Source organism: Claveliimonas bilis, assembly GCF_020892095.1.
GTDB classification, from domain to species: Bacteria; Bacillota; Clostridia; order Lachnospirales; family Lachnospiraceae; genus Claveliimonas; species Claveliimonas bilis.
The window spans coordinates 2,194,325-2,215,801 of record NZ_AP024845.1; the positions used below are offsets into that span (position 1 = coordinate 2,194,325).

Here is a 21,477-nt window from a genome sequence, read left to right on the forward strand (position 1 = left end):
AAAGAAAAGGAGCGGAAAAAGCAAAATGGCACGTAAAGACGATATTTTAAGTATTTATGCAAAAGAAGTGGAAGGAATCAAAGAGGCAGGGCTCTTTAAAGGTGAGGCTCCCTTTGTTTCTCCGCAGGGCGCAAAAGTAAAAATGGAAGACGGAAGAGAACTTTTGTGTATGTGTGCCAACAACTATCTTGGACTGGGAGATAATCCGAGACTGATCGAGGCTGCAAAGAGAACATACGATGAAAAAGGATACGGGGTTGCCTCTGTTCGTTTTATCTGCGGAACACAGGATATCCACAAAAAACTGGAGAAAAAGATTTCAGATTTCCTGGGAACAGATGATACGATTCTTTATTCTTCCTGTTTTGATGCAAACGGAGGACTCTTTGAGACAATCCTTACAGCAGATGATGCGGTGATCAGCGACGAGCTGAACCATGCATCCATTATCGACGGTGTTCGTCTGTGTAAGGCAAAAAGATTCCGTTATAAAAACAATGATATGGAAGATCTGGAAGCAAAACTTAAGGAAGCGGACGAAGCTGGAGCAAGAATTAAGCTGATTGCAACAGACGGAGTATTTTCCATGGACGGTATTATCTGTAACCTGCAGGGAGTATGTGATCTGGCAGATAAATACAATGCACTTGTTATGGTTGATGACAGCCATGCAGTAGGATTTGTCGGAAAGACAGGACGCGGAACTCCGGAATACTGTGGTGTACAGGGACGTGTAGACATCATCACAGGAACACTTGGAAAAGCACTTGGAGGAGCATCCGGCGGATACACATCCGGACGCAAAGAGATTATTGATCTGCTTCGTCAGAGAAGCCGCCCGTATCTGTTCTCCAACTCACTGGCACCGGCGATTGCTGGAGCAAGTATTGAGCTGTTTGATATGCTTGATGAGAGCACAGAGCTTAGAGATCATCTGGAAGAAGTAACAGCATATTACAGAAATCTTCTTGTAGAGAACGGATTTGATATTATTCCGGGAACTCATCCTTGCGTACCGGTAATGCTGTATGATGAGAAAACAGCGGCAGAATTCGCAAAACGCATGATGGACAAGGGAGTTTATGTAGTGGCATTCTCCTATCCGGTAGTACCAAAGGGAAAAGCAAGAATCCGTACCCAGGTATGCGCAAGCCACACAAAAGAAGATATCGATTTCATCGTAAAATGCTTCAAAGAAGTAAGAGAGGAAATGGGATTGAAATAATAATTTGGGACGTAACACTTTTCAAAAGTGTTACGTCCCAAATTAGAAAAAGTGGTGTGTATTTTTGCAAAATACCCTGTGCAAAAATGAAGGAAGGGATATTTTGCGAAGAAGAAAAGAGAGTAGTACCGGTTTCTATCACGTTGTTGTAAAAGGGATTGCACGGGAAAGAAATTTTAGTCAAACGCGGGAAAAGAAGTATTTTAGATCAATTATTAGAAAGCATCTGAAAAATTATGATGTAAAGATCTATGCATATTGTATTATGTCTAATCATGCTCATATTATGATATGGGCGGAAATTCAGGAATTATCATTTTTTATGGCCAGGGTCTTGGCTGAATACGCAAATTATTACAATTACAAACATGACAGAAACGGACATGTGTTTCAAAACAGATTTACCAGTGAGTGTATTGAGGATGAGGATTATTTCTGGAATTGTCTTAGATATATTCATATGAATCCGGTAAAAGCAGGTATGGCAAAAAAGGCCGCAGATTATAAATACAGCAGTATAAAAGAATATTTTGCAGAGGAGAAAATGCTGATACATGAAGAGGCGGTAAGGTTTATAAGAAGCCGGTTCGGAGAATTTCATATTTTTGAAGCTTTCCATCAAGGAAGAAAATATGAAGTGTTTGAGGATGTTAAGGAAGAAATAGAGCAGCAGAGAATTGACATAGCTGAAATGATGGCACATGAATTGTGTGAAAAGAACAAATTTGATTTCTGTATTCAAGTCTTTGAAGAAAAAGCGGTCAGAGAAGAATATCTTAAAAAAATTCAGCAGACACTAGATGTATCGTGTCGTAAATCCCAGGAGATATATTCAAAAATAAGAAAAAAGATGAAGAGCAAATGACAAAAAAACGCAGGGTATTTTGCAAAAATGCACACCACTTACATTAAATGGGGACGTAACACTTTTTAAAAATGTTACGTGTACAATTAACTTACATGTACAAAAAAACCGGTATGTGTTATGATATACGTATTGATTTTAGAGTGAAGGAGTGACATCTATGGAAAGAAATAACGCATGGCTCACCTATTCCGCTCAGGATATGGAGGGGCTTGAAAGAATCAATTCTTCGTATAAAGCTTGTCTCGACGAGGGAAAGACCGAGCGGGAATGTGTGGCAGTGGCGCGCCGTATGGCACAGGAAAAGGGATTTAAAGATCTGAAGGATGTGATCCGCAGTGGGGAACCGCTGAAAGCCGGGGATAAAGTGTATGCGGTATGCATGGATAAGAGCATTCTTTTATTTCATATAGGAAGAAAGCCCCTTCAGGAGGGTATGAATATTCTGGGCGCTCACATTGATTCTCCGCGAATCGATGTGAAGCAGAATCCATTATATGAAAATGAAGAACTTGCCTACCTGGATACTCATTACTACGGCGGTATTAAAAAATACCAGTGGGTAACTCTTCCGCTGGCTCTCCACGGGGTTGTGGTAAAAAAGGATGGAACGACGGTTCCTATCCGCATCGGGGAAAAGGACGATGATCCGGTGTTTGCCATCACAGATCTTCTGGTCCATCTGGCAGGAAAACAGTTGGAAAAGAAAGCTAACATCGTGATCGAAGGAGAAAAGCTGGATCTTTTGATCGGAAGCCGTCCGGAGAAGGCAGATGAGACAGAAGATGCAGATAAGGAAGAAAAAGCAGCTGCAAAGGATGCAGTAAAAAGCCAGATCATGAAGCTTCTCAAAGAAAGCTATAATATAGAAGAAGAGGACTTTTTCTCCGCAGAGCTTGAGATCGTTCCAGCCGGCAGAGCAAGAGACTGCGGCCTGGATCGCAGCATGATTATGGCCTATGGACAGGATGACAGGGTTTGTGCCTTTACTTCACTTTTTGCAATGCTGGCTGTGGAGAACCTTGAAAAAACGGCATGCTGTATTCTTGTGGACAAAGAGGAAATCGGAAGTGTAGGTGCAACCGGAATGCATTCCCGGTTCTTTGAAAATACAGTGGCAGAGATTGTGGCTCTTACGGAAGGCGAATCAGAGTTAAAAGTACGCCGTGCTCTGCAAAATTCAAAAATGCTCTCATCGGATGTCAGTGCGGCTTATGATCCTATGTTTGCGGAAGTGTTTGAAAAGAGAAGTTCTGCATTTTTTGCCAAGGGTCTGGTGTTCAACAAATTTACCGGAAGCCGCGGAAAGAGCGGGTCAAATGATGCAAACGCAGAATATCTGGCACAGATCCGGCAGGCTATGGATAAAAGAAATGTAGCATACCAGTTTGCGGAGCTTGGAAAGGTTGACGCCGGCGGCGGTGGAACAATTGCTTATATCATGGCAAATTACGGTATGGAAGTGATCGACAGCGGAGTGGCGGTTCTCTGTATGCATGCACCATGGGAGATCACAAGCAAGGCGGATGTGTATGAGGCATACAAAGGATACATGGCATTTATAGAAGAAATGTAAAAGCGCCGCCTGTTGGCAAGCAGGCATGATGTCCCAGGTTAATATTGAAGAGAGGGAGGCTGGATGAGAGGCAGAACGGCTGTATTCTCATTTAGCCTTTTCAAAATGTCTGCACCTGAAAGAATGAAGAAAGCAGAGTATGCAGAAAATGTAGAGCAGACAGGCAAACCAGAACGGACAGGAAAATTAGAAAGGACAGATAAAGGTGAGGCAGGAAAGATTTAAAATGGAGAGGCAGGGCCTTGTAGAAGAAGGTCAGGAGGTCGTCATCAGCGAGAGAAGCCCCAGCACAGGGCGGTATACCTATCTGGTCGAACCATCCGTAGCCATGTCCGGAATTTATCGGACAAATGAAAGAATCAAAGCGCGAAAGGGCGTCATCCGAAAAATCGAGGAGACAGAAAAAGGCTTTTATCTTATTGTGGAAATGGAAGAGTAAATCCGGGAGATTCCCTTTGAGATTTCTTTATGAAGGAGGAAAAATGAAAAAACATTTTCCGCTATTTATATCTGTAGAGAAGAAAAAGGTACTGGTTATCGGGGCAGGGAAAGTGGCTCTTCGCAGAATATCAGTCCTTCAGGATTTTGGAGCCGATATCACAGTCATTGCCAAAAGCGTCCCGGGTGATCAGAAAGAAAGAATCGAATGTCTGCGCAGAGAGGGGAAAATAAACCTGATGGAGCGGGAATTTCGTCCTGCTGATATTCTTACAGACTATTTTATGATAATCGCTGCTTCGGATGACAATGACCTTAATCGTAACATCGTAGCTCTTGGCAGGGAGAAAGGAATTTGGGTAAATTCGGCGTCGTGCCGGGAGGACTGTGATTTTTATTTTCCGGCCATTGCAGCAAAGGACAACATTGTGGTCGGAATTGCAGGAGACGGATCAGATCATCGGGCGGTGGCTGACCTTGCAGCGAAAGTTCGAAGGGAATTATAGAGCAGTGTTTTGGAGCGCAGTATCAGAAGACAGCTGGGAGTGTGAGAATGAAACTTAAGGTAGGAAGCAGAATGAGCCGGCTGGCAATCCGGCAGGCAGAACTTATTATAGAAGAATTAAAGACCGTCAATCCGGCGCTGGAATGTGAACTGGTTACGATGAAGACGACAGGGGATCGCATTCTTAATAAGACGCTGGATAAAATCGGAGGGAAAGGTCTTTTTATGAAAGAGCTGGAGGCAGCTCTTCAGGAAGGGAAGATCGATCTGGCAGTACATAGTCTGAAAGATATGCCGATGGAGGAGACGAAAGAGTATCCCATTCTGGCATTTTCAGAGCGTGAAGATCCAAGAGATGTGTTGGTGCTCCCAAAGGGAGTGGAAAAATGGGATGTTAAAAAACCGGCTGGATGTTCCAGTCTGAGAAGGAAAATTCAATTGCATGCTATGTATCCGGAACTGGAAATAGCCAGCGTAAGAGGAAATGTATTGACCCGGTTGGAAAAATTGGATAAAGGAGAATTTGGCGCTTTGGTGCTGGCGGCAGCGGGGCTGAAAAGATTAGGCCTGGAAAACCGGATCAGCCGTTACTTTGAGGTGACGGAGATCCTTCCTTCTGCAGGACAGGGAGTTTTGGCCGTGCAGGGGAAAAAGTCCCTGAAATCCATTACAGATGGAATCGATCACAAGGAATCCCGGTGGATTTCTGTGGCGGAGCGGTCCTTTGTGCGGCGGTTGAATGGAGGCTGTTCTTCGCCCGTGGCGGCTTATGGAGAGATCAGGAACGGCATCTGTACTTTGAGGGGCCTTTATTATAATGAAGAAACAGGATTCTTCAAAGTGGGCCAGCAGTCGCTGCCGAAGGAAGAAATGGCTGATGTTCAAAACGCTGTCCGGATAGGGACAGATCTTGCGGAAAAGTTAAAAAATGAGGAGACAGAAAAATGAAGCAGAGAAGACAAGGAAAAGGAGTTGTCTATCTGGTAGGGGCCGGCCCCTCTGACGCCGAGCTGATCACTGTAAAAGGAAAACGCCTGCTGGAAGAGGCGGATGTTATTGTCTATGACCGACTTGTGGGAAGCAGTGTCCTTTCATATGGAAACAGTGAAGCAGAATATATAGATGTGGGAAAACGGTCGGGATTTCATCCGATCCCCCAGGAAGAGATCAATAAAATTCTTGCTGCAGAGGCAGAAAAAGGAGGGAGGATCGTGCGCCTTAAAGGAGGGGATCCCCTTGTATTCGGGAGAGGTGCAGAGGAGGCGGAATATTTAAACGCTCAGGGGATCGCATTTGAGATTGTCCCCGGAATCACTTCTGCTGTTTCTGTGCCGGCCTATCTTGGTATCCCTGTGACCCACCGGGATATGGCGTCATCCTTTCACGTTGTCACTGCCCACAAAAAGGACGGAAGTTTTCCGGATATTTCTTACGACGCCCTGGTAAAAGGAGGCGGAACTCTGGTATTCCTGATGGGGGTGCACACGGTAAAGGATGTGGCAGAAGGTTTGTTAAAGAGCAGTATGCCTCCAGAGACACCGGCTGCTGTCCTGGAGAGAGGGACAACGGCAAGGCAGCGGAAAATCAAAGGAACCATTGCAGACATTGCCCGGAAAGCATTGGAAGAGAAGGTACAGTCCCCAGCCATCATTCTTGTAGGGCAGGCTGCCGGAGAAGACCAAATGGAGTGGTATGACAAACGCCCGCTGGCAGGAAAGAAATTTGTGGTGACAAGGCCAAGAGAGCAAAAGGACAAGCTGTCAGCCCTCCTTAGGGAAAAGGGGGCGGAAGTCTTGGAAGCTCCTACAATCCGCATTGTCCCCATAGAAGAAAATCCTGCTTTGGATGAAGCGCTGGAGAAGATTGTAGATTATAGCTGGCTGGTATTTACCAGCCCTACAGGGGTACAGATTTTCAGAGACTATCTGAAAAAGCATTCGATAGACAACCGAAAGCTGTCTCATCTTAAATTTGCAGTGATAGGGCAGGGAACAGCGGAGAAAATGCGGGAGTGGGGATTTTCCCCGGATTTGATGCCCGAAGTATACGACAGCAGACATCTGGCGGAGGAATTGGCGCTGCAAGTGGGAAAGAAGGAAAAAATTCTTCTTCCCAGAGCCAGGATGGGAAGCCGGGAACTTACGGAAATCCTGGAGAGAGCAGGCATACAGACGGCGGACATACCGCTGTATGATACCTGTTATGAGTCCCGGCCCTTTGTTGATCTGGAAAAAGAGTTTGGAGAAGGGATCAGTGATTATGCTGTCTTCACCAGTGCTTCTACTGTCCGCGGATTTGTCCATGCCGCGCCGGAGCTGGATTTTGGCAGGGTGACGGCGCTTTGTATCGGAGAAAAGACAGAAGAAGAAGCAAGGAAAGCCGGGATGGTTACCTATACAGCTAGGAGGGCGGACGTAGAGTCCCTTGTTTTATTGGCAGAAGAAATGGAGAAGCAATGAGCAGGCAGAAAAAGGAGTTAAAAAAAGGCTGGACTACAGGAACCTGCGCACAGGCAGCTTCAAGGGCAGCAGCAGAATATTTGCTTACAGGCAGAAAGAGGGAACGGATCAAAGTATGGATTCCTGCCGGATGGAGCCTGGAACTTCCTGTGGAAGAATGCAGGCCGGTAAGATATGATGACCGGGGAAATGTGAACTCTGTCAGGTGCGGCATCAGAAAGTACAGCGGAGACGACCCGGATATTACGAACGGAGTTGTGATTTACAGCACAGTCTCTATGGAAGAAGGAGATCATATCATCATAGACGGCGGAGAAGGAGTGGGAAGAGTGACAAAGCCCGGTCTGGATCAGCCGGTAGGCAGTGCGGCCATCAACACGGTCCCAAGAAAAATGATAGAAAAAGAAGTCCGGGAAGTGCGGGACATCTCAGGTTATACCGGAGGACTGAAGGTAGTCATTGAGATACCGGGAGGACAAAAGCTGGCAGAAAAGACCTTTAACCCCCGTATTGGGATAGAAGGAGGGCTGTCTGTGCTTGGAACAAGCGGCATTGTGGAACCTATGAGTGAGCAGGCCCTTATTGACACCATTGAGGTGGAGATCAAAGTAAAGCTTGCCGCAAAAAGAGAAATTATTATGGCAGCGCCCGGCAATTATGGGCTGGATTTCCTGGAAGAGAAATGGCAGATCCAGAAAGAGGAGGCTGTCAAGTGCAGCAATTATGTGGGAGATACCATAGATCTCGCAGTAAAACATGGCGCAAAGGGGCTGCTTTTTATTTCTCATATCGGTAAATTTGTAAAGGTTGCCGGAGGCATTATGAATACGCATTCCAGATATGCAGACTGCCGGATGGAGATTTTAAGTGCTGCAGCTCTTCGGGCAGGTCTGGGAGAAGCGGCTGCCCTGTCGCTTCTTGGCTGCAACACAACAGAGGATGCACTGCAGATGCTGGATGGAGAAAAAAGGGAGAAGATAATAGAGGTTTTGATGCAGAAGATCCATACGTATCTTAACATGCGGTCCGGCGGAGAGATAAAGACCGGAGCAATCGTATTTTCCAATACCTTCGGAATGCTTGGAATGACAGAGGACGCTTTGGAGCTGATCGAGGAATATAAGTTCCATTGCCAGCAGCGGAATTGATATTGTATATATCAATAAAATAAATAATAAAAGCTCTATAGAAATAAAAAAATATACAAAAAGAAAGGGAATCATATGAAAGGAACGTTGTATGGAGTAGGCGTCGGCCCTGGGGATCCGGAACTTTTGACCCTTCAGGCTGTCCGTATCATAAGGGAGAGCGATGTGATCTTTGCACCCGGAAAAGTGCCGGAAGAGACAACCGCCTATCAGATCGCAGCAGGAGCGGTACCGGAACTTGCCTTAAAGAAGACGGAAGGGCTTTATATGCCGATGACAAAAGATGAGGAAGCAAGGAAGAAGGCCCATGAAGATGCGGCAAAGAGGATCCTTGCAGTTTTGGAACAGGGAAAGACAGCGGCTTATCTTACGCTGGGAGATCCCTGCATTTATTCCACCTATCTTTATGTCCATAGAAAGGTAGAGGCAGCAGGATATCCGGCAAAACTGATCAATGGGATTCCTTCTTTTCTGGCAGTATCGGCAGCTTTGGATGAGGGGCTTGTGGAAAAAGATCAGATGCTCCATCTCATTCCTGCATCTTATCCGATCGCAGAAGGAATCTCTCTTTCAGGTACCAAGGTATTAATGAAAGCGGGAAAAGAAGCTGCCAGGGTGAGAGACTACCTGAAGGAGAATGGGCAGAAAGGGCAGGCTGTGGAGCGATGCAAAATGGATGGAGAGAAAATTTACCGTTCTTTGGATGAAATTCCAGATGATTTAAGTTATTATTCTATTATGGTAGTAAAAGACGCAGGAGGACAATAGATGGTTTATTTTGTGGGCGCAGGCCCTGGGGATCCGGATCTTATTACAGTAAAGGGGAAACGGAAAGTAGATGAGGCGGATGTTATTATTTACGCCGGATCTTTGGTAAATCCTCAGGTGATGGCAGACAGAAAAAAAGAGTGCCAGGTTTTCAACAGTGCTTATATGACACTGGAAGAAGTACTGGATGTTATGAAAAAAGCAGAAGAAGAAGGGAAAACGACGGTGCGGCTGCATACCGGGGATCCCTGCCTGTACGGAGCCATTCAGGAACAGATGGATGCGCTGGATGCGCTTGGCATTTCTTATGAAGTATGTCCCGGAGTCAGTTCATTTTGCGGAGCCGCAGCTGCCCTTCAGCTGGAATACACACTGCCGTCCATATCCCAGAGTGTTGTTATCACAAGGATGGCGGGACGTACCCCTGTGCCGGAGAGGGAGAGTATCCGCTCTTTTGCACAGCATCAGACAACCATGGTATTGTTCTTGAGCACCGGGCTTTTGGGGAAACTGTCTTTAGAGTTGCAGGCAGGAGGGTATCCTCCGGACACACCGGCAGCCATTGTATACAAAGCTACCTGGGAGGAAGAAAAGAAAGTGATCTGCACCGTGGATTCTTTGGAAGAGGCAGCAGCCAGAGAGGGGATCCAAAAGACTGCCCTTATTATTGTGGGACGCATATTGGAAAAAAAGAATTACGAAAGGTCCAAGCTGTATGATCCATCCTTTGACACCGAATATCGGAAGAGCAAAGACGGGCAGAAAGAAATGAGGAAAGAACATTGAAAAAGCCTTTGACACTTATTGTCTGCTACACAGACAAAGGAAAAGAAAAAATGCAGGCAGTAGATGAGATTCTCACCAGCCGGGGAAGGAATACGGTTTGTCTTGAGAAACCTTCCGGAGGAGACTGGGTATCTTACTATTGGGACAAAGCCGGAGAAATCCTTTTCATTGGAGCAGCCGGCATTGCAGTCCGTCTCATTGCCCCCTGTCTTCAGGATAAAATGAAGGATCCGGCAGTGGTTGTCATGGATGAGAAAGGAACCTTTGCCATTCCGATCCTGTCCGGCCATGTGGGTGGGGCCAATGAACTTGCCCTTCTTCTGGCAGAGGAGACGGGCTCCCTCCCGGTGCTGACAACGGCGACCGATGTACAGGGAAAATTTGCAGTAGATGTGTTTGCGAAGAAGCAGTCCCTGCTTTTTTCCAACCGGGTGCTGGCAAAAAAAATTTCTGCTGCTATACTAAGAGGGGAGAAAATCGGATTTTATGCAGAGTGCCCGGTGGAAGGGGAACTTCCGGAAGAACTGGAGTCCTGTTCCAGGGAAGAGATGCTGAAGGATTTTCCCCTGGGAATTGCCGTTGTACAAAGCCCGGACGGCGAAGGGCGGAAGGACCTGGAAACAAGCGGGTCGTCCGGCGCGAAGATCCTTTATCTTTACCCGGCTAATCTTACTTTGGGAGCCGGGTGTAAAAAAGGAAAGCCGGCAAAAGAGCTGGAAGATTTTTTCTGCAGGAGCCTTAAGTCTCTCGGCCTTAGAAAAGAACAGGTGGAAAAAATCGGAAGTATTGACAGGAAAGAAGAAGAAGAGGGATTTATTGAGCTGGCTGATCAGTGGAACATTCCATTTGAGACCTGGCCGGAGGAGGAGCTTAAGCAGATAGAAAATGTAAGCAGGGAATCCGGATTTGTACGCCAGGTGACAGGAATTGGAAATGTCTGCGAGCGGGCAGCGATACAGGGCAGCAAAAACGGAAGGCTGCTTCTTGAAAAAACAGCAGAAAACGGCATGACCCTTGCGGTGGCGGCCAAAGATTGGAGTGTGGCATTTGACGAAATTATATGTAGTAGGCATCGGGCCGGGAAACTATGAAGATATGACGATACGGGCGGCAAAGGCGCTGGAAGCAAGCCAGGTGATCGCAGGTTATACGGTCTATGTAGATCTGGTAAAGGAGCATTTTCCCGGAAAGGAATTTCTGACCACTCCTATGACAAAAGAAATCCAGAGATGCCGCATGGCGCTTGAAAAGGCACAGCAGGGGCAGACCACAGCCATGATCTGCAGCGGAGATGCAGGGATCTACGGTATGGCGGGACTGATCCTTGCCATGAAAGAAGAGTATTCGGACGTCCAGGTGGAAGTGGTTCCGGGAGTGACGGCGGCCTCTTCAGGGGCGGCTGTACTGGGAGCGCCCCTCATCCATGATTTTGCCGTCATAAGCCTAAGCGATCTTCTCACACCGTGGGAAAAGATTGAAAAAAGGCTGCGGTCGGCGGCAGAGGCGGACTTTGCAATCTGTATCTATAATCCTTCCAGCCGCAAAAGGAAGGATTATCTGAAAAGAGCGTGCCGCATCATTGGAGAATACCAGAGTCCCGATACCGTATGCGGCTATGTGTCCAACATAGGACGGGAAGGAGAGGCATACAGGATATGCACGCTTGCCCAGCTTATGGAAGCGCAGACAGATATGTTTACAACAGTATTTATTGGAAACTCACAGACCATCAGAAAAAAGGAAGCTATGATAACACCAAGGGGATATGAAAATGGCTAGTATTATGATTTTTGCAGGAACGACAGAGGGGCGGAAAATAGCGGAATTTCTTCGGGGACATGCACCGAAAGTATATGTCCTTACGGCGACAGAGTATGGAAAAGAGCAAGTGGAGGACGGGGAAAATATCCACGTTCTCGCCGGCAGACTGGATGTGGAGGGAATGCGGGAACTGGCTTACGGGTGCCAGGCAGAGCTTGTTATTGACGCCACCCATCCTTTTGCCATGGAAGTGACAAAAAATATACAGAAAATGTGTCAGGAAGAGAGCATTTCTTATATGCGGGTGCTGCGGGAAGGGTCCGTGAAGGACGGCAATGCAGTGTGGGTAAAGAATATCCGGGAGGCGGCGGACTATCTGAAAGATAAGGAAGGAAATGTCCTCATCACCACCGGAAGCAAGGAACTTGCGCCTTACACGGAAATACCCGATTATCAGAGCCGGTGCTTTCTCCGCGTGCTTTCCACAAAAGAAGCAGTGCAAAAAGCAGTGGAAAACGGATTTGAAGGGAAACATCTCATCGCAATGCAGGGACCTTTTTCCCAGGAAATGAACGAACAGCTTCTTCGCCATGTGCAGGCAAAATATATGGTGACAAAGGAATCAGGCCGAAGCGGCGGATATGAAGAAAAGCTTCATGCTGCCAAAAAGGCGGGAGCAGTGGCGGTTGTCATTGGAAGACCCCTGGAAAAAGGAGTTACTTTGGATGAAGCGTTTCAGATCCTTGCAGAAAAATACGGCTTTCGCCGTCCGCGTCATATTACCCTTGTAGGAGTGGGTCCGGGGGATGAGAGTTTATTGACAAAAGCAGCACAGCGGGCGATGAAATCGGCAGATGTGCTGATCGGAGCCAAGCGTATGCTGCAGGCGGCAGAAGGAATCGCGGCAGAGAGATATGAAGAGTACCGCGCAGACAAGATAGAAGAATTTTTAAGGATCAATTCCAGATACCGGCAGATTGTCATTCTGCTTTCCGGCGATGTCAGCTTTTACAGCGGAGCGGCAAAGCTGAAAGAGACATTGAAGGAATATGAGATGTCAGTCATTCCGGGAATTTCATCTATTTCCTGTATGGCGGCCCGCATTGGAAAGGGAGTGGAACATACTCCTTTGCTCAGCATTCACGGACGAAACTGTAATTATGTGGATTATTTAAGAGAATACGGCCGGATCTTTCTTCTGGTAAGCAGCGGGAAAGAGATTGAAACCGTGTTAAGAAGACTTTGCCGGTACGGATACGGATCTGCGTCTGTCTATGTGGGAAGCAGACTGTCCTATCCCAAGGAAAATCTCATATCAGGTACAGCCAAACGCCTGTCTGAAAAAGAAAAAATCTGGGACGGGCTCAGTGTGATGTATGTGGAGATTCCGGAAAGACTTGTGGGAGAGGCACCGCAGGAGACGGAGGATGGCGATTTTATCCGGGGAAAGATTCCTATGACAAAAAGCGGGATCCGAAGCGTGATCCTTGCAAAAATGAATCCCCAAAAGGACGCAGTTATTTACGATGTAGGCGCAGGAACCGGATCCGTGTCCATTGCCCTTGCAAAGAAATCCATAGACGGTATGGTTTTCGCCATTGAGAAGAAGATTGAAGGAATTGCTCTTATACACAAGAACAAAAGGCATTTTCATGTATCCAATATTCAGGCCGTTCACGGAGAGGCGCCTGAAGCATTGGAGCAGCTGCCGGCGCCGGACCTTGCTTTTGTAGGAGGAAGTAGCGGAAATCTGACGTCCATTCTGGAAGCAATATGGAGCAAAAATCCAGAGGTAAAAATCGTAGTTTCTGCTATCACACTGAATACCCTTGCTGAATGCACGGAATATATAAAACGTCATCCAAAGCTTGGAGCGGATATAATGCAGATCCAGGTATCCCAGGGAAAAAAAGTAGGAAGATATCAGATGATGACCGGACAGAACCCCATCTATATCGTTACTTTTGAAAAACGGAAAGAGCAAGACAGGGAAGGAGAGAAGAGAGAATGAAACGGCGGGCACCCAGACTTGTCATAGCGGCGCCGGGGAGCGGGAGCGGAAAGACGCTTGCTGTCTGTGGGATTTTAACTTCTCTTCTGGCAGCAGGAAAAAAGCCGGCAGCCTTTAAATGTGGTCCGGATTATATTGATCCCATGTTCCATGAAACTGTGATCGAGACAGCCTCCAAAAATCTGGATACTTTCTTTGCCGGGGAAGAACTGGTAAGACAGCTTTTCCTGGAGGATGCAAAATATGCAGATCTTTCTGTGATCGAGGGCGTGATGGGATATTATGACGGCCTGGCAGGTACTTCCCTTTCCGCCAGTACCTACGATGTGGCAAGGACGCTGGAAGCTCCTGTTATACTGGTAGTTGATGCCGCAAAGACAAGCGTTTCTGTCATGGCGCTTTTGAAAGGATTCCGGGAATTTCGGCGGGACAGCCTGATCCGGGGGGTGATCTTTAATCAATTGTCTCCGTCCCGCTATGAAGGGATGAAACAATTGACAGAAGAAGAGCTTGGCATTCCGGTCTGCGGCTATCTGCCTAAAATGGAAGATATGGACCTGGAAAGCCGCCATTTGGGGCTTGTTATGCCGGGTGAGATCGGGAAGTGGAAGGAGAAGCTTGAAAAGCTGGAAAAGCAGTGCCGGATTTCTCTTGATCTTCCCCTTCTGGAAAAGATCGCTGCAACAGCTCCGGATATGGAGGAAGGGGAATTATATATCCCTGTAAAGGAGATTCCTCAAAAGATGCTCCAAAAGGATTCCCAAAAGCCGCCTGTGATTGCTGTGGCAAAAGATGCGGCCTTTTCCTTCTATTATAAAGATAACCTAAGGCTTCTTGAAAAGCTTGGGGCACAGCTTTTGGAATTTTCCCCCTTAAATGACAGGGAAATTCCCAGGGAAGCGGATGCCCTTCTCCTTGGAGGCGGCTATCCTGAGCTTTACGGCGCTCATCTGGAGGAAAATCTTCCTATGCGTCAGTCAGTGAAGCAGGCACTTTCCTCTGGAATGCCGTGTATGGCAGAGTGCGGAGGATTTCTCTATCTTCAGGAGGAAATGGAAGATCCCGAAGGAAGACATTACAAAATGGCAGGATTCCTGCCGGGGAAAAGTTTTTATAAAGGGAGACTGTCCAGATTTGGCTATGTGTCACTGACAGCCCAAAAAGACGGAGCGTTTGCAAAAGAAAAAGAGATTATCCGGGGACATGAGTTTCACTATATGGATACAGATGCAAATGGGGACGCATTCCAGGCATGCAAACCCATTACCGGCCGGAATTGGGAGTGCGGCGTGACAGGAGAGTCATTCTATGCCGGATTTCCCCATCTCTATCTCTATTCTATGCCGGATTTTGCCGGACGATTTGTAAGAAAGGCAGAAGAATATGGAAAAAACAGAAGAAAACAACAGTTTTAAAGTGACGGGATTAGATCAAGCTTCCATGGAGCGGTGTCAAAGGCGATGGATGCAGATTGCAAAACCTTTGTACGGACTTGGAAGGCTGGAAGATGCCATCATACAGATTGCGGGCATTACAGGAAATGAAAAAGTTTCTATAGATAAAAAAGCGTTGATTGTCATGTGCGCTGACAACGGAGTAGTGGAAGAGGGGGTCTCCCAGACAGACAGCAGCGTAACGGCAGTGGTGACAGATAATTTTGCAGAAGGAAAGACTTCCGCCTGCCTGATGAGCAGGCGGGCCGGTGTGGACGTTTTCCCCATTGATATCGGCGTACAGACAAAGACAAAAGTCTATGAAGATAAAGTAGCCTGGGGAACCCGGAATATGGCCAAAGGCCCTGCCATGTCAAAGAAGGAAGCCCAGGAAGCCATCCATGCAGGAATCCGCGCAGCTTGGCGCTGCCGGGAACTGGGGTATCAGATCCTTCTGACCGGTGAGATGGGAATCGGCAACACCACCACAAGCAGCGCGGTGGTTTCGGTGCTCCTCGGCAAGGATCCGAAGGAAGTGACAGGAAAAGGGGCAGGACTTTCCGATGAGGGGCTTCTTCGAAAGCAGCAGGTGATACGGACAGCTATCCAAAGGAACCGGCCGGATCCCCAAGATCCGCTGGATGTGCTTGCCAAAGTGGGAGGACTGGATATCGGAGGCCTTGCCGGAGTGTTCCTTGGAGGAGCCATGTACCGGATCCCTGTAGTGATGGACGGATTCATTTCCGCAGCGGCGGCTCTTGTTGCCTGCCGGATCGAGCCAAAGGTTTCCGATTATATTCTTCCTTCCCATTTATCCGGAGAAGGGGGAATGAGTCTGGTTTTAAAAGAACTTGGAAAGGAACCCTTCCTTCACTGCGGTATGAAGCTGGGAGAAGGGACCGGCGCAGTTGCTCTTATGCCCCTTTTGGATATGACGCTGGAAGTGTACCGGCATATGCCGGATTTTGACGGGATTCAGATCGAGGCCTATCAGCCTCTTTAACGCGCTTTAAAGGAGGAAGCAATGCTTTACATGATATTTGGAGGAAGCGGAAGCGGCAAGTCCGAGTATGCGGAAGATCTTGCGGTGAAACTTTGTCCGGGAGAAAAAATTTATCTTGCCACCCTGCAGGATATTGATGAAGAAATGGAAAAACGAATTGAAGATCACAAAACCATGCGGAAAGGAAAGCATTTTACAACTGTTGAGCAGGGGCTTGCCCTGGAAACGCTGGATGTAAGCGGACAGAAACTGGTACTGTTAGAATGTATGACCAATCTTCTGGCAAATGAAATGTATTCCCCAAAAGCACAGAAGGAAGAGCCGGTGTCGGATTACATCATGAAGGGGATTCGGCATATCAAAGACCAGGTAGAGAACCTGATCGTGATTGCCCAGGATTCTTTTTCCGAGGTTCCCATGGACCCGGAAATGCGCCGATATGTCCGGGAGTCCGGGCGGGTCAATCAGAAACTGGCAAAAGAAGCAGATGTGGTCATTGAAGTCAAATTCGGCCTTCCCCTTATGTTGAAAGGAGAGCTGCCTTTGGAGCTGAAAGGGGACGGGACAGTATGAAATATGTAAGCAGCTTTCTGATCGCTTTTAGTATGTATTCCAAGATTCCGGTGCCGCAGGCAGACTGGGAGAAATCTTCTATGGAATATGTCATGTGCTTTTTCCCGCTGGTGGGAGCTGTCATCGGGGGTATCCTGTATGGGGCTGCCTGGGCGGCGGATTTTTTTGCTATTCCCCGGCAGCTGTCGGCGGCCGTTCTGACTGCGCTTCCTCTCTGGATTTCCGGGGGGATCCACATGGATGGCTATATGGACACAAAAGATGCGCTCTCTTCCTGGGGAGATTCCCAAAAGAAGCTGGAAATCCTGAAGGACAGCCGTGTGGGAGCTTTTGCCGTGATGGGACTTGGGATTTATCTTCTGCTCTCTTACGGAGCATGGAACTGCATCCGGCCCGGGCAGGGGCTTTTCTGTGTCAGCGTGGGCTTTGTGATAAGCCGGGCCTTAAGCGGGCTTTCTGTTATTTTCTTTCCCAAGGCAAAAAAGACAGGCTCCTATGTGACCATGTTTGCCCAAAAGGCACAGAAGAAAAAGGGGGCAGCAATACTTGGACTGCTGCTTTTTGCCGCGGCGGCTTTGCTCCTTGTGTTCGGGGGAAGGTGCGGATGGATCTGCCTTTTGGCGGCGGCAGCGGTTTATGTCTGGTATTATTACATAAGTAAAAAACAATTTGGAGGAATCACCGGAGACCTGGCAGGATATTTTGTCCAGCTTTTAGAGCTGGTCTTTCTTCTTGCGGCAGCGGTGACAGGATAGTACAATGAAAATCATATTGGTCCGTCACGGACAAACAGAAGGCAACCGGGAGCATCGTTTCATCGGGGGAAGAAGCGATGAACCTGTGACAAAAGAGGGAATCCTTACACTGGAAAAACGGACATATCCTAAGGTGGAGCATGTGTTTTCCAGTCCGATGAAGAGGTGCATACAGACAGCGAAGGTGGTCTTTGGGGAAGAAGATCCGGAGATCATAGAGGAGTTTAGAGAATGTGATTTCGGAATATTGGAGGGCAAAACCCATGAGGAGCTTATGGGAGATCCCCTGTATGATACTTTTGTAGAAAGCGGCGGCGGGCTGCCTTTCCCGGAGGGGGAGGCGATTCCTAATTTCAATGCCCGGTGCGTGAAGGCGCTTCAAAAAGCAGTGGAAATTGGCCGGAAAAGAGGATATCAGAGTATAGGCTGCACCGTTCATGGCGGGGTGATCATGGCAGTGATGTCTCAGATGGTGAAAGGCAGCGACTACTATGCCTGGAACGTAGAGAACGGAGAAGGCTATATTGTAGAAATAGACGAAGAAAAATGGAAGGAAGGACATCTGGATGGCACAGTCACTGGCGGCACTTTGCATCGGATTTATACTTGATTTTATTTTGGGAGATCCCCACAGTCTCTGGCATCCGGTGCAGGGGATCGGCTCTTTGATCACCGGGACGGAAAAGGCGCTGCGAAAGGTATTTCCCGATAAAAAGAGGCCTTTGCAGATAGCAGGTCTCCTTCTGGTGATCTTTGTGGTGTCTGTCTCCGTGCTGCTTGCAGGGCTGCTTCTGTGGATAGCAGAAAGGATCCATCCGGCCCTTGGTTTTGGACTTTCCTGCATATTGTGCTGGCAGATGCTGGCAGCAAAATCCCTGAAAACAGAAAGTATGAAAGTGTATACCGCTCTGGAAAAAGAAGGACTGGAAGCAGGCAGAAGAGCAGTCTCCATGATCGTGGGACGGGATACAAAGTCCCTTTCCGAAGAGGGCGTCATTAAAGCGGCGGTGGAAACAGTGGCGGAAAATACATCAGACGGCGTGACAGCCCCTTTGTTTTATATGATGCTGGCGGGGCCTTTGGGCGGGGTTTTTTATAAGGCCATCAATACCATGGATTCCATGATCGGCTACCGCAATGAGAAATACCGGTGGCTGGGAACCTGCGCGGCCCGTCTGGATGACATTGCCAATTTTATTCCGGCAAGGATCAGCGCGCTTTTTATGACAGCAGCAGCCTTTGTGCTGGGATTTGACGGGAAAGGCGCATGGAAAATCTACCGGCGGGACCGCCATAATCATAAAAGTCCCAATGCGGCGCAGACGGAAGCGGTGATGGCGGGGGCTCTTCAGGTGCAGCTTGCCGGGGACGCCTGGTATTTTGGAGAACTTTATAAAAAGCCCACCATCGGAGATCCCATCCGTCCGGTGAGGCGGGAGGATATTCCGGCAGCCTGCCGTCTGGAGTACGGAGCAGTTATCCTGCAGTTTTTGGTGATGGCGGCGGTGAAAGCAGCTTTGATTTTTCTGATTTAGGGAAAACAGCAGCAGAGATTCAGAGAAAAAGGATAGAAAAAGAGGATAGAAATGGAAGAACACGGCGGAAATATTTTCGATAAAAACATCAGATTGGACTTCTCTGTCAATATCAATCCTTTTGGCATGCCCGAATCGGTGAAAAAGGCGGCCCTTGAAGGGGTCTCTCTTGCTTACCGGTATCCGGATATAGAAAAAAGAGAACTTAGAAAAGCCCTGGGAAGAAAACTTCAAATATCCCCCGGGCGGATCGTGACAGGAAATGGGGCGGCGGAACTGATCTATGCTATAGCGGCTGCCTTTGAACCGGGAAGGGCTGCCGTGCTGGGGCCGACATTTGGGGAATATGAAAAAGCCCTTCGCATCCACGGATGGCAGGTGATGCACTATCTGGCCCGCCGGGAAGAGGGATATCGCTTTACAGAAAAGGCGCTGGAATGGATTGAAAAAGAGGAAGGGCTTAGCGCTGTTTTTCTCTGCAATCCCAACAATCCTACCGGAATGCTGGCAGATGGAGGATTTTTGGAAAAGCTGGCTGATCTGTGTCACAGGAAACAAATGCTTCTTGTGGTGGATGAATGTTTTCTGGAGCTGACCGGGCAGGGAGAGGGAAAATCCCTCCGGAATCTCCAGGAAGAATACCCGGAGATTCTTATCTTACGGGCATTTACAAAAATTTATGCCATGCCGGGACTTCGGCTTGGCTATGTACTGACAGCCGATGAAGAAACAGCCGGAAGACTTGAAGATGTGCTGCCTCCCTGGAATGTATCCGCTCCTGCACAGCTGGCAGGGTGCGCGGCCCTGGAAGAGGAGGCCTTTGTCAGAGAGAGCCGGGAATTTCTGTTAAAAGAAGAAAAGTGGATGGAAGAAAAGCTGACGGAACTGGGATTTTTCGTATGGCCTTCGGATACCATCTTCTGTATGTTTGAGGGAGAGGAAGGCCTGCAGGAAGCCTGCCTGAAACAGGGAATCTATATTCGGGATGCAGCCAGTTTTCCGGGGATCAGAAAGGGAACTTACCGGATCGGGATCAGGCGGCATGAGGACAATGTGCAGCTTCTGGAGGTTTTGAAAACGTGCGGTGATACCGCAAAAAGGAGAGAACAATGGCAAAAGCGATCATGATACAGGGAACCATGTCCGGAGCCGGAAAGAGTCTTTTGGCAGCCGGACTTTGCCGGATTTTTAAAGAGGACGGCTTTCGGACCGCTCCTTTTAAATCCCAGAATATGGCTTTAAATTCCTATATTACAGAGGACGGACTGGAAATGGGACGCGCCCAGGTGGTGCAGGCAGAGGCGGCTATGACAGAGCCCTCTGTCTATATGAATCCTATTTTGCTCAAACCTACGACAGACACCGGATCTCAGATCATTGTAAACGGGGAAGTCATAGGAAATATGAGCGCCCGTGAATATTTTGCCTGCAAAAAAAAGTTTGTCCCGGATATCTTAAGCGCCTGCCGCCATCTGGCAGAAGAGTATGATATTCTTGTCATAGAAGGGGCGGGAAGTCCGGCAGAGATCAATCTGAAAGAAAATGATATTGTCAACATGGGTCTTGCCGAAATGCTGGATGTTCCGGTACTTCTTGCCGGAGACATTGACCGGGGCGGCGTATTTGCACAGCTTTACGGGACAGTGGCCCTTCTTGAGCAGAAGGAGAGGGAGCGGATCAAGGGGCTCATTATCAATAAGTTCCGTGGAGATAAATCCATCCTTGATCCGGGAATTGCGATGCTTGAAGAGCGGACAAAGATTCCTGTGGTGGGAACTGTTCCCATGCTTTCCGTAGATATCGAGGAGGAAGACAGCATATCGGAACGTCTGGAAAGGGGAGGAAACAAGACGGGCCCAAAAGGCGCACAGAAGGCAGCCATTGAAATTGCAGTGATCCGATTTCCAAAGATTTCCAATTATACGGATCTTGCGCCTCTGGAATCTGTGGAGGGAGTTGCGGTTCGTTATGTTTCCGCTCCCCGGGATCTGGGACATCCCGATCTCATTTTGCTTCCCGGAAGTAAAAATACAATGGCAGATCTGAAATGGATGCGCACTTCCGGCATGGAAGCTTCTATTTATAAATTTTTGAAAAAAGGGACCATGATCTTCGGCATATGCGGCGGCTACCAGATGATGGGGGAAAGCCTTGCGGATCCGGAGGGAACAGAAGGGGGAGGAACCATGAGAGGAATGGGACTCCTCCCGGTGGAGACTGTTTTTCATAAGCAGAAAACAAGAACACGCATACAGGGGAAACTGGAAGCCTTAAGCGGGATGTATGAAAAACTGTCAGGCGCTGCATATGAGGGATATGAGATTCATATGGGCAGGACAATGCTTACAGGAGAAGCACAGGTTCTGGCAAAAAGAGAAGAAGAAATCTTAGGTGTGTGCCGGGGGCAGGCAGCAGGAACTTATATTCACGGAATTTTTGACAGCAGCGAGACAGCCGACGGTCTTCTTCAAATGCTGGCAGAGAAAAAAGGCTTGGATGGCGCCGCCCTGAAGGGGACAGATTTTCGGGAATACAAGGAAAAGCAATACCAGGCTTTAGCGAAAGGGCTTCGTGAGTCCCTGGACATGGAGGCGATTTACCGGATGCTAAGGGAAGTAAAATGTTAGGAGGGAAAT

22 protein-coding genes are annotated in these 21,477 nt (G+C 47.9%); all 22 read left to right on the plus strand.

Annotation, left to right across the window (positions count from 1 at the left end; genetic code table 11):
• The first annotated feature begins 25 nt into the window (after positions 1-25).
• Positions 26-1,225, plus strand: a complete 1,200-nt coding sequence (locus tag EUBC25_RS10685; protein ID WP_230105468.1) for a glycine C-acetyltransferase — start codon at positions 26-28, stop codon at positions 1,223-1,225.
• 103 nt (positions 1,226-1,328) lie between these two features.
• On the plus strand, positions 1,329-2,090 hold the full coding sequence (locus EUBC25_RS10690) for an REP-associated tyrosine transposase (RefSeq protein ID WP_230105469.1): 762 nt from the start codon (positions 1,329-1,331) through the stop codon (positions 2,088-2,090).
• A 160-nt stretch (positions 2,091-2,250) separates the two neighbouring features.
• The gene (locus EUBC25_RS10695) at positions 2,251-3,666 is read left to right on the plus strand and encodes an aminopeptidase (RefSeq protein WP_230105470.1); all 1,416 of its coding nucleotides are present in this window, start codon (positions 2,251-2,253) and stop codon (positions 3,664-3,666) included.
• A gap of 63 nt (positions 3,667-3,729) precedes the next feature.
• Entirely contained in the window at positions 3,730-3,891 is a 162-nt protein-coding gene (locus EUBC25_RS10700) for a hypothetical protein (RefSeq protein ID WP_230105471.1), read from the plus strand.
• The gene (locus EUBC25_RS10705) at positions 3,872-4,105 is read left to right on the plus strand and encodes a hypothetical protein (protein ID WP_230105472.1); all 234 of its coding nucleotides are present in this window, start codon (positions 3,872-3,874) and stop codon (positions 4,103-4,105) included. The genes EUBC25_RS10700 and EUBC25_RS10705 overlap by 20 nt, the downstream gene beginning before the upstream one ends.
• A gap of 43 nt (positions 4,106-4,148) precedes the next feature.
• On the plus strand, positions 4,149-4,610 hold the full coding sequence (locus EUBC25_RS10710) for a precorrin-2 dehydrogenase/sirohydrochlorin ferrochelatase family protein (RefSeq protein ID WP_230105473.1): 462 nt from the start codon (positions 4,149-4,151) through the stop codon (positions 4,608-4,610).
• Between the two features lie 47 nt (positions 4,611-4,657).
• On the plus strand, positions 4,658-5,557 hold the full coding sequence (gene hemC, locus EUBC25_RS10715; RefSeq protein ID WP_230105474.1) for a hydroxymethylbilane synthase: 900 nt from the start codon (positions 4,658-4,660) through the stop codon (positions 5,555-5,557).
• On the plus strand, positions 5,554-7,068 hold the full coding sequence (gene cobA / locus EUBC25_RS10720; RefSeq protein ID WP_230105475.1) for a uroporphyrinogen-III C-methyltransferase: 1,515 nt from the start codon (positions 5,554-5,556) through the stop codon (positions 7,066-7,068). Before hemC ends, cobA begins: the two co-directional genes overlap by 4 nt.
• Positions 7,065-8,216 (plus strand): cobalt-precorrin-5B (C(1))-methyltransferase CbiD, encoded by a 1,152-nt coding sequence (gene cbiD / locus EUBC25_RS10725; RefSeq protein ID WP_230105476.1) that lies wholly within the window; start codon positions 7,065-7,067, stop codon positions 8,214-8,216. Before cobA ends, cbiD begins: the two co-directional genes overlap by 4 nt.
• A 75-nt stretch (positions 8,217-8,291) precedes the next feature.
• Positions 8,292-8,984 carry a precorrin-2 C(20)-methyltransferase gene (cobI, locus tag EUBC25_RS10730; RefSeq protein ID WP_230105477.1) on the plus strand — a complete coding sequence of 231 codons (693 nt, stop codon included), beginning with the start codon at positions 8,292-8,294 and terminating at the stop codon, positions 8,982-8,984.
• Positions 8,985-9,770 (plus strand): precorrin-4 C(11)-methyltransferase, encoded by a 786-nt coding sequence (cobM, locus tag EUBC25_RS10735; RefSeq protein ID WP_230105478.1) that lies wholly within the window; start codon positions 8,985-8,987, stop codon positions 9,768-9,770.
• Positions 9,767-10,861, plus strand: coding sequence for a cobalt-precorrin 5A hydrolase (locus EUBC25_RS10740; protein WP_230105479.1), 1,095 nt, complete (start codon positions 9,767-9,769; stop codon positions 10,859-10,861). The genes cobM and EUBC25_RS10740 overlap by 4 nt, the downstream gene beginning before the upstream one ends.
• A gap of 4 nt (positions 10,862-10,865) precedes the next feature.
• On the plus strand, positions 10,866-11,549 hold the full coding sequence (gene cobJ, locus EUBC25_RS10745) for a precorrin-3B C(17)-methyltransferase (RefSeq protein ID WP_416386682.1): 684 nt from the start codon (positions 10,866-10,868) through the stop codon (positions 11,547-11,549).
• A complete protein-coding gene (cobK, locus tag EUBC25_RS10750; RefSeq protein WP_230105481.1) occupies positions 11,542-13,542 on the plus strand; it encodes a precorrin-6A reductase in 2,001 nt (666 codons plus the stop codon). The genes cobJ and cobK overlap by 8 nt, the downstream gene beginning before the upstream one ends.
• Positions 13,539-14,957 (plus strand): cobyrinate a,c-diamide synthase, encoded by a 1,419-nt coding sequence (locus tag EUBC25_RS10755; protein WP_230105482.1) that lies wholly within the window; start codon positions 13,539-13,541, stop codon positions 14,955-14,957. The genes cobK and EUBC25_RS10755 overlap by 4 nt, the downstream gene beginning before the upstream one ends.
• Complete coding sequence (gene cobT / locus EUBC25_RS10760; protein WP_230105483.1) at positions 14,926-15,978, plus strand: nicotinate-nucleotide--dimethylbenzimidazole phosphoribosyltransferase; 1,053 nt, start codon at positions 14,926-14,928, stop codon at positions 15,976-15,978. The genes EUBC25_RS10755 and cobT overlap by 32 nt, the downstream gene beginning before the upstream one ends.
• A gap of 21 nt (positions 15,979-15,999) precedes the next feature.
• Entirely contained in the window at positions 16,000-16,551 is a 552-nt protein-coding gene (locus tag EUBC25_RS10765) for a bifunctional adenosylcobinamide kinase/adenosylcobinamide-phosphate guanylyltransferase (protein ID WP_230105484.1), read from the plus strand.
• A complete protein-coding gene (locus tag EUBC25_RS10770; protein ID WP_230105485.1) occupies positions 16,548-17,306 on the plus strand; it encodes an adenosylcobinamide-GDP ribazoletransferase in 759 nt (252 codons plus the stop codon). Before EUBC25_RS10765 ends, EUBC25_RS10770 begins: the two co-directional genes overlap by 4 nt.
• 4 nt (positions 17,307-17,310) lie before the next feature.
• Positions 17,311-17,916: a histidine phosphatase family protein gene (locus EUBC25_RS10775; RefSeq protein ID WP_230105486.1), complete on the plus strand. Its 606-nt coding sequence runs from the start codon at positions 17,311-17,313 to the stop codon at positions 17,914-17,916.
• The gene (cbiB, locus tag EUBC25_RS10780; protein WP_230105487.1) at positions 17,873-18,841 is read left to right on the plus strand and encodes an adenosylcobinamide-phosphate synthase CbiB; all 969 of its coding nucleotides are present in this window, start codon (positions 17,873-17,875) and stop codon (positions 18,839-18,841) included. The genes EUBC25_RS10775 and cbiB overlap by 44 nt, the downstream gene beginning before the upstream one ends.
• 51 nt (positions 18,842-18,892) lie before the next feature.
• Positions 18,893-19,969 (plus strand): pyridoxal phosphate-dependent aminotransferase, encoded by a 1,077-nt coding sequence (locus EUBC25_RS10785; RefSeq protein ID WP_230105488.1) that lies wholly within the window; start codon positions 18,893-18,895, stop codon positions 19,967-19,969.
• Positions 19,951-21,468: a cobyric acid synthase gene (locus EUBC25_RS10790; protein ID WP_230105489.1), complete on the plus strand. Its 1,518-nt coding sequence runs from the start codon at positions 19,951-19,953 to the stop codon at positions 21,466-21,468. The genes EUBC25_RS10785 and EUBC25_RS10790 overlap by 19 nt, the downstream gene beginning before the upstream one ends.
• Positions 21,469-21,477 lie beyond the last annotated feature (9 nt).